The 7,894-nt window shown below is 48.6% G+C and carries 5 protein-coding genes; all 5 read left to right on the top strand.

Annotated elements, in window-relative coordinates; genetic code table 11:
- Positions 1-275: 275 nt before the first annotated feature.
- Positions 276-1,136, top strand: a complete 861-nt coding sequence (locus LHW48_07745) for a PorT family protein (protein MCB5260349.1) — start codon at positions 276-278, stop codon at positions 1,134-1,136.
- A 16-nt stretch (positions 1,137-1,152) separates the two neighbouring features.
- The gene (locus tag LHW48_07740) at positions 1,153-2,691 is read left to right on the top strand and encodes a chitobiase/beta-hexosaminidase C-terminal domain-containing protein (protein MCB5260348.1); all 1,539 of its coding nucleotides are present in this window, start codon (positions 1,153-1,155) and stop codon (positions 2,689-2,691) included.
- Between the two features lie 112 nt (positions 2,692-2,803).
- Positions 2,804-6,106 carry a T9SS type A sorting domain-containing protein gene (locus LHW48_07735; GenBank protein ID MCB5260347.1) on the top strand — a complete coding sequence of 1,101 codons (3,303 nt, stop codon included), beginning with the start codon at positions 2,804-2,806 and terminating at the stop codon, positions 6,104-6,106.
- 14 nt (positions 6,107-6,120) lie between these two features.
- Positions 6,121-7,317 carry a chitobiase/beta-hexosaminidase C-terminal domain-containing protein gene (locus LHW48_07730; protein MCB5260346.1) on the top strand — a complete coding sequence of 399 codons (1,197 nt, stop codon included), beginning with the start codon at positions 6,121-6,123 and terminating at the stop codon, positions 7,315-7,317.
- Between the two features lie 99 nt (positions 7,318-7,416).
- On the top strand, positions 7,417-7,894 hold a 478-nt coding region (locus LHW48_07725; GenBank protein MCB5260345.1), incomplete at its 3' end, for an aminopeptidase P N-terminal domain-containing protein.

The raw sequence follows: 7,894 nt of genomic DNA, 5'->3' as shown, positions 1-7,894 counted from the left end.
TGATATATGCAATATACCAGTACGTGTTTCGTTAGGTAGTATTTAGAGTCTTGGATTTGTATCTATTTTGGAATTTGCAGTTTTCGGTGACCCAATTTGCAGATTTCAGTGACTCTTTTCAATCAATATGCATGAAGAATAGACGGATCCGCAAAAAAAGTCTTGACAGAATAATATAAACTTCATTTAATGCCATCAGTGTGGATCGTGTTGTTTGGGAACCTTCTACAGACGATATACCTTTCGCCAAAACGATGATATTTAAAACAGGAGCAATGATGTTTAAAGCCCGTTTGGTTTTGATAGTTATAATCTGCAGCCTCAGTTGGTTGGGTGCTGAAAATCTTGAATGGGGCTTGAAATATGGCATTGGAACATCCTCCCTGCAAGGGGCGGATCGTGATTATCAGTTGCGTTACGATATTACGCAACATGGAGTTACACCGGGAGATTTGGGTTATATAGTATTACGTTCAAACGATAGGGCTTCCGGAGTATCCCAAGCGGCAGGAGTATATCTTTCCACGATGCTATTCCGCAAAACGGATTCGATCCGGCTGAAATCTGAGCTGATCTGGCAGAGGTTTCAATATGAGCAGGTCTTCAAGGATGTCACCCCCGCCGTGAGTAGCCCCGTTTTGGCGGCGCGGTTTTCGGATGCGCTCCGTGGGAGCGTCCTAAGCAAAGTTGATTACCTCACTCTTCCAGTATTGATTAGCTTCAACCAAGAGCTTGCTGAAGAGCAGAAGGAAAAGAGCTATCAAGGTGCGTTTATCTATGGCGGACCCTCCTTTTCGCTGCTCCTAAAGCACGACGCAAAAGCTGAAGCCGGGATCCAAGCCCTGGATCAACGGGTGCGGCTCTTTACCCAGGAAAGTGCTACGGATGGTGACCCCAGTTCTTACTACACATATCAAAGAAGAAACTCTGGTTCGGACGATTTTGTGAAAAGTAAGACGGATCTGGTGCTGGGAGCCGGCTTTGCTTTGAAAGATATCTTCCAGTTTGGCATTGGGAAGGATGAGTTTATCTTCGACCTTCGTTACACGCTGAGTTTAAACGATCTGGGAGACGGTGACGCGCGCAACGCTCTCAGGCTTAATTCCTTCATGTTCAATGTATCATGCAAACTGTGAAAACAGGGAGGGTATCGTGAAGAAACACATATGGATAGCGATGCTTATGATGGCATTGATAGTGATGTCCTGTAGCAGGTCAACTTCCACGGATGGAGAAGCAATTGCCAAACCGGTTATAAATCCTGCGGGGGGATCCTACAACGAGACGCTTACGATCTTCATGCATTGCCCTACTTATGGCGCTAAGATTCATTACACTTTGGATGGCAGCGAACCCACCCAGGAATCTACAGAGTACACAGGGATGATCCAGGTGAATACAAACACGACTCTGAAAGCCAAAGCCTTCAAGAGCGGCTATGGTTCCAGCGCTGTGGCAAGCGAAATCTATCAATTCACCTCTGCCGCGGTGGAACCAGTGATCATCACCCCTCCGGGGGGCGCGTTTGCAGATGCTCAACAAGTAAGCATGAGCTGCGCTACAGCTGATGCTCAGATCCGCTTCACCCTGGATGGCAGTGATCCGGATCTTTCATCCACGCTGTATCAAGAACCGATCATGGTAAGCTCCACCCTTAGCCTTAAAGCCAGAGCTTACGCCGCGGGAATGTTGCCCGGGATCATCACAAGGGCAGATTTCAGCTTTGCTTTGCCGTTGCCCATTTTCAGCCTTGCAGAGGGCAACTACCCTGTGCCCCAGACCCTTAGCATCAGTCATCCCTATCCCGAGGCGACGATTCGCTATACTACGGACGGAAGTGATCCCAGCGAGGAATCTACGATATATACCGGAGCCATCAATATAAACACCAATGTGTTGATCAAAGCCCGTGCGTATCTCGAAGAATGGCAACCCAGCGAAGTTGCCAGCGCGTTCTACATCATCAATTTGGCAGATCAAATGCAACTGATACCTGGGGGTAGGTTTCATAACGGAACCGGCTATGTGAACCTTTCACCGTATTATATAGGACGCCGTGAAGTAACGGAACTTGAGTGGGTATATATCATGATCGATATGGAAGAGATCGTGCCGGATAAACCCAAAGGGGATCTGGCATGGTTTCAGGCCATCGAATATTGCAACTACCGAAGTATGGCAGAGGGCTTTGAACCGTGCTACAGCTATGGTGAGAGCGGCACTATGCCGGATTTCTGGCCAGCATATTGGTTTACTGATCACAGCCAGTTAAGCTGCGATTGGGATGCCAACGGCTATCGGCTACCCACCGAGATGGAGTGGATGTATGCCGCCAAAGGTGGGCATCTGAGCAGCGATTATATCTATAGCGGATCCAACGATATTGAACAGGTGGGATGGTACAGCGGAAATGCTTCAGATATCGCTTTGGCGGGGTTAAAACTTCCCAACGAGCTTGGTTTGTTCGATATGAGCGGAAATCTCTGGGAGTTTTGTTGGGATATCTATCACCACGAGTATGCCCCGGAAGAAAGTCAGGACCCCACCGGGGCAGATAGCGGATTCTTCCGTGCGATGCGAGGTGGAAGTTTCAGCACAGACGCCAGTAATTGCACCGTGGCGAGACGCTTCTATAGTAGCCCCACTCTGAGGGCGGATTCCCACGGTTTTAGAGTAGTGCGAAAGTACTGATCGGATACGTAAGTTCAAGGGGATGAGAGCGGATCAAAATATGATTTATGGATGGAGATACTGCTAAAAGAGTAACATTATAAATATCTATTTAACAGTATAAGGAGGAAAGATGAAGAAGCTAATGCTACTTATCTTATGTATTGGCATGATCACCGGCATTCTGTATGCAGCCGGAATTACACAAGGAAATGGGCAAAGTACTTCCCGCATGAGGGAAGCTCCGGCTTTTAACTTCAGTACGGCTCCGGTTAGCGTGATGACGAGTTATTACGACTACATGATCGGAGGTTTTCAACACCAACCCTTGCGCGTGATCCCGGATTTGGCGGGAGGCGGTTTTTTTCTTACCTATCATGGGCAACGAAATGCTGTGGGTCCGCGCAGAGTGTTCTATGCATATATCGACGCTGCGGGAGCAGTGAGCGAATTCAACGAAATCACATCGATGAATACCGAGGAAGGCTTCCCCGCGCTGGCAGTGGATCCGATATCCGGAAAACCACTTTATGCTTGGCAAAAGAACGTGGATGCAGACCCCCAATTGGAAGTGCAATTTACCTCCGACGCTTTTATCACTGGCATTTCCGGATTGTTCAACCAAGTGCAGACCATCATCGATTCTCCCATCTCGGTGACTGTTCCCAATCTGCCGCCGGTGTTGGATAACGAGTTCATCCGGTCTTCACTTCAGATAGGACCCTCTCCGATACCCGGAAAACGCAGAGCGTATGTGTTGGCGCGAAACAACGTGAGCCATACCATTGGACCCAGCGAGAACGTGGTGATCCTCTATGCGGATTTCGATGGTAACATGATCGAAGAGGGTACTCCATTTAGCTGGAGCGTGACCAGGATTCCGGAACTGGATGCTTGGAACAACGATAGCGATTGGCGCAACCCGCATCTGGCTCTATCTGTGGATAACCTGGGAAATCTGTATTATGTAGGTTATCACACCACAGTGCAGGCTGGAACAAACGCTGTAGTCTTGGAACCAGATTTCGACGTATTCATATGCAACGATTATGGGCAGGGTACTTGGACCAGAGTATCCGAATCCAGCCAGATTCCCACCTGGAACCCCCTGGCAACCCCTGCCGGAACACCGTATTTCACAGATCAAGGAGGCCAGCCCTACGCTAATTCCGAGCTGTTTTGGGCGCTTACGAACTCTGGAAATCTGAATGCCGTAACAGACAACTACGGCAGGATCATCATCCCCGGTATCTGGGCTTTAAGAAACTCCGACGGAGGAGTATGGGAAGAGCATCATGTGGTGAAATCAATCACCTATAATCCAGCTCTGAATAGCTTCCGGATCAACGAGATATACCCTCAGAAGGATCCCGCAGATATGGTGAACGCGGCGTGGACTCCCTGGGATACGCAAGAACCCTGGGGGGTGCCGGAGTATCAGCAAGATACATTTGGAAATTATGCACTGAGCTATCAGACCATCTTCCCCTTCCCGCATTGGGATAGCAGCCTGCATGGAAATAACATGATCCCAAATTATAACAACATCAAGATTTCGGAAGTAAACGAGCAAGGAATGATGGTGGCAGTCTGGCAGGATAGTCAAAAAGCTAAATGGGCAAATGAAAACGGTGGTACGGATTATCTGCAATATATTCAGGTTCCGGAAATCTATATCAGCGTATCCGCCAATCAAGGTGAAACCTGGAGCGAACCGATTGTCCTGAACAGCGTTAACAATCCGGAATTTGCTAACATCAAACCGATGTGGGTGTATCCTGCAGACAAAGTAAAATACATGGGCACGCAAGGCGAGCAGAAGATTGGTAGGATCGGATTGATGTTCTTCAACGATTATACCTGGGGCGCAAATGCGCTGGTGCCTCCTGCGCATCCCACGAACAATGGTGGGCAGGTGATGTTCGCAGAGCTGGAGATCGTGTTTCCGGAAGCTGAGTACGAGCCCACAGATCCCTTTGGTTTGCCTCTGGTACTGAGTAGCAGCATGTCGCTGATGGCGGCGGTGATGATCGATGCAGATCCCGCCTCCGAGGGCGATGTATTGGCAGCCTATGTGGATGTAAACAATGAACCTCAGCTGCGTGGGAAAGCTACTTTGATAAGCAGCTCCGGGATCACCGGATGCCTGATGCAGATCTTTACGGAATTGAATAACGAAGACATCTACTTCAAACTGTGGGTGGCTGAGACCAACGAAGTGTATGAAGTGGCGGAAACAATCACTAGCGCGGTGAATGGAAGCGTAGGCAGTTGGCCTGGGAATCCTTTTATCTTGCACGCTATTGGCAGCGTTGTCCAGGAAATCGACCTGCACACAGGCTGGAATATGTTCTCCTTGAATGTACATTCTCAGGATCAGTTTATCATCAGCTTGTTCGGAAGCGATTATGCTTCGGTATGCGCTGTAAAATCCCAAGGCGGAGTGCATTTACCGGGGAATCCCTTCAGCACTTTGCATATGTTGGTGGATGGCGATGGATACTTCGTAAACATGACCAACCCTGCCACCCTTATGGTTCGGGGTTATCCGATTCCGGTAGCGAATCAGATATCTCTGAACCCGGGATGGAACCTGGTAGCCTACTACCCTCAAGTACCAATACCTACCTATCATGCCCTTATATCAGTAAACGACCAACTGATTCAACTGAAGGGAGAAAACGGGCTTTATGAACCGGGAAATCCTTTCAGCACCCTCAATACTCTGGTTCCCGGAGAATCCTATTGGTTGAATATGAGCACCCATGCCGACTTGATCTATCCCAGCGGGGAGAGATTCAGCGGGTATGCCGGGGAGGAAACCCAGGTATCAAATACATTGGTGCGTAAAAGCGACAGTCAGAGCGTGCTAATCGCCCTGGGCGGTTACGCTCATCCGGGAGACATCGTGCAAGCCCACGTGGGTGAAGAGCTTCGTGGTACTGTGGTGGTAAGGGAAGTGGACGGTCGTTTGGGCGCATTGATCCAGATCTTCACCGAGAATGCGGGTGAGGAGCTCCGTTTTGTGTTGCAGAGCGGAAACAAAAAGGTAGATCTGGAACCGGGGCTTGTTTCCCAACCCGGCGCGATAGTGGGAGATTATTCTGAAAACGAATACTTTGTTCTATCTGAAGGAACAGAGGTGGCTCCGGCATTGGTTACCGGATTTGTAAATGCCTATCCTAATCCTTTTGGTGCTTCGGTGAACATCACATTATCCGTCGCTAAAGAAAACGAAGATATTCGGGTAAACATCTATAACCTGCGGGGTCAGAAAGTAAAGAACCTGATCCACGGCAAGCAGAATGCCGGAACCCAAAATCTGATGTGGGATGGCATGGACGCCAATGGACGGAAGATGCCGGCAGGATTGTATTTCTGTCGCTTGGAAAGTGGAAACACCAAGCAGAACATCAAACTAATATTACTTAAATAAGGAAACTCCCGGGGATGCAGAAAAGCTTGCTGATCACTCTGTGTGTAATACTGATAGGGAGCTTGCTTTTCGCTACAGATCCCTGGGGGGAGCCGGTATATTATCCCGGCAGTATGACGGTTATGGCGCAGGTGAGCATCAACGGCTCACCTGCCGCTTCCGGAGATGTTCTGGGTGCTTTTGTTTATGTGAATGGAGATCCTGAGCTGAGAGGCAAAGCAAGCGTGATGGTCATCAACGACATTTCCGGATGCATTCTACAAGTGTTTTGCCCTGCAAACGGAGAGATAATCCACTTCAGGGTCTGGGATGAAGATGTTCAACTTGAATATCACATTCTGGAGACTGTGAATAGTGTGGTAAACGGCGAGATCGGCTCGTATCCGGATGATCTGTACCAGATCAACGTCGAGGCAGGGGAGCTCTTGGCTCCAGAGATTTCACCTCCAGGGGGCGTGTTTCATGAAGCTCAAACTGTGAGCATCACAAGCCCTACGGCGGGAGCCGTGATACGCTACAGCTTGAACGGTGCGGATCCCACCCAGAGTTCCAGTCTCTATAGTTCCCCGATCGTGATCCACCAAAGCTGTGTTCTAAAAGCTAGGGCGTTTTTACCAGGATGGGATCCGGGACCCGTTGCCAGCGCAGAGTTTAGCATCATCAACCAAGTGGCAAACCCTGTCTTCACACCGGCTGCAGGCAGCTACAACTATCCTATCGTACTACAAATGTTTTGCGCCACTTCCGGAGCAACAATTCACTACAGCCTTGATGGTAGCGATCCCGGCGAGGAAACAGCTATCTATACAGGCCCAATGCTAATCTCGCAGACTACCCTGGTAAAAGCCAGAGCCTACTTGAATGACTGGTTTCCAAGCGAGGTGACCAGCGCACACTATAGCTTGCCATCAGCAACTGAAGAAGAAGTAGTACAAAATCCCGAACCGGGGATACTGTCGATTTACCCCAACCCTTTTAACCGGGAAGCCACCATCGAATTACACGGAAAAGGCTACGAACAGGCGTATTACTTCAGGATATATAACCTGAAGGGACAGCGTGTGTTCAGCACATCGGGGTTTGCTTCGGGAACCTTCAACATTGTATGGGATGGCAAGGATGCTATGGGTATCAGGCTACCCCGGGGGATGTATTTTACCAGCTTTAGCCAAGGGGATCGCCAATTTGTACGTAAGCTGATATTACATTGATCTCTGGCTAGTATTGTTCAGAGAATTTTTCTGGACATATCCTCCGCATATCAGAAAATGACTTCTCGACAACATAAATAATGAATAATGGAGTATATAATGAAACCAGAGATCGTAAGTCCCCGTCGTGAGAAGCTTCTGAGCTCTCTGCAGGATATGGATGCGGTGATCCTGTTTGCCGCCAGAGAAGCCAAGCTGGAGAAATTTAGCCAGGAAAACAACTTTTTGTATCTTACCGGATTAGAAACTCCTAATGCTATATATTTTGGGATTAATAGCAACCATTCCAACGTAGAATACCTCTTTATTCAACGTTCCGATCCCGAACGTGAAGTATGGGAGGGTAAGAAAACGACCCCGGAAGAAGCCAAAGCCCAGAGTGGCATCACAAACGTGGTGTTTCTGGATGAATTCGACGGTATAATCAGTAATTGGTGCCCTGCCATCAACAGGATAAGACCGTTGAACAATACACCCGCTGAACCCGTGAGAGTGAATCCATGCCAATTTTACGCAATCTTTAGCAGAAATCTATCATTTTTGCCCAAATTTGCCATTTACAGCCCTCAAAATGCCT

The organism is Candidatus Cloacimonadota bacterium (genome assembly GCA_020532355.1).
In the GTDB taxonomy this organism is placed as follows: Bacteria; Cloacimonadota; Cloacimonadia; order Cloacimonadales; family Cloacimonadaceae; genus UBA5456.
Note: the sequence above shows the minus strand (reverse complement) of the source record. Positions and strands in the feature narration are given on the sequence as shown.

What these genes read in the sequence shown, in the direction of transcription:
- LHW48_07735 (MCB5260347.1), top strand. Translation starts at nt 2,804, where the DNA reads ATGAAGAAGCTAATGCTACTTATCTTATGTATTGGCATGATCACCGGC.
- LHW48_07745 (MCB5260349.1), top strand. Translation starts at nt 276, where the DNA reads ATGATGTTTAAAGCCCGTTTGGTTTTGATAGTTATAATCTGCAGCCTC.
- LHW48_07730 (MCB5260346.1), top strand. Translation starts at nt 6,121, where the DNA reads ATGCAGAAAAGCTTGCTGATCACTCTGTGTGTAATACTGATAGGGAGC.